Source organism: Burkholderia sp. SR8, assembly GCF_052851275.1.
In genome coordinates, this window is the sequence record NZ_JAULUC010000072.1 from 1 (window position 1) to 1,073 (window position 1,073).

At 70.5% G+C, this 1,073-nt stretch carries 1 protein-coding gene; it reads right to left on the minus strand.

All coding sequences use genetic code 11. From position 1 onward, the window contains the following. Positions 1–1,073 (minus strand): acetyl-CoA C-acetyltransferase (locus Q3A80_RS31850; RefSeq protein WP_446332742.1); only part of this gene is annotated, 1,073 nt, incomplete at both ends.

Below are 1,073 nucleotides of genomic sequence, written 5' to 3' on the forward strand. Positions count from 1 at the left end.
ATCCGGCAGCCCGACGCGCCGATCGGGTGACCGATCGCGATCGCCCCGCCGTTCACGTTCACCTTCGACGTGTCCCAGCCCATCTGCTTGTGCACCGCCAGCGCCTGCGCCGCGAACGCCTCGTTGATTTCCATCAGGTCCAGGTCGCCCGGCGTCCAGCCCGCGCGCTCCAGCGCACGGCGCGATGCCGGCACCGGGCCCATGCCCATCACGCTCGGATCCACGCCCGCGTTCGCGTATGCCTTGATCCGCGCGAGCGGCGTCAGGCCGAGCGCCGCCGCCTTCTGCGCCGACATCACCAGCACCGCCGCCGCGCCGTCGTTCAGCCCCGACGCGTTCGCCGCCGTCACCGAGCCGTCCTTCGCGAACGCCGGCTTCAGCCCCGCGAGCGACTCGGCCGTCACGCCGTGACGCACGAACTCGTCGGTCGCGAACTGCAGCGGCTCGCCCTTGCGCTGCGGAATCGACACCGGCACGATCTCGTCGTCGAAGCGGCCGGCCTTCTGCGCGGCTTCCGCCTTGTTCTGCGACAGCGCCGCGAACGCGTCCTGCTCTGCGCGCGTGATCCCGTATTCCTTCGCGACGTTCTCCGCCGTGATGCCCATGTGGTACTGGTTGTACACGTCCCACAGGCCGTCGACGATCATCGTGTCGACCAGCTTCGCGTCGCCCATCCGGAAGCCGTCGCGCGAGCCCGGCAGCACGTGCGGCGCCGCGCTCATGTTTTCCTGGCCGCCGGCGATCACGATGTCCGCGTCGCCCGCGACGATCGCGTTCGCCGCCAGCATCACGGCCTTCAGGCCCGAGCCGCACACCTTGTTGATCGTCATGCCCGGCACCGCATTCGGCAGGCCGGCCTTGATCAGCGACTGGCGCGCCGGGTTCTGCCCCGAGCCCGCCGCCAGCACCTGCCCCATGATCACTTCGCTCACCTGGTCGGGCTTCACGCCCGCGCGCTCCAGCACCGCGCGAATCACCGTCGCGCCCAGCTCCGGTGCCGCGACCTTCGCGAGCGAGCCGCCGAATTTGCCGACCGCGGTCCGCGCGGCCGATACGATCACTACGTCCGTCAT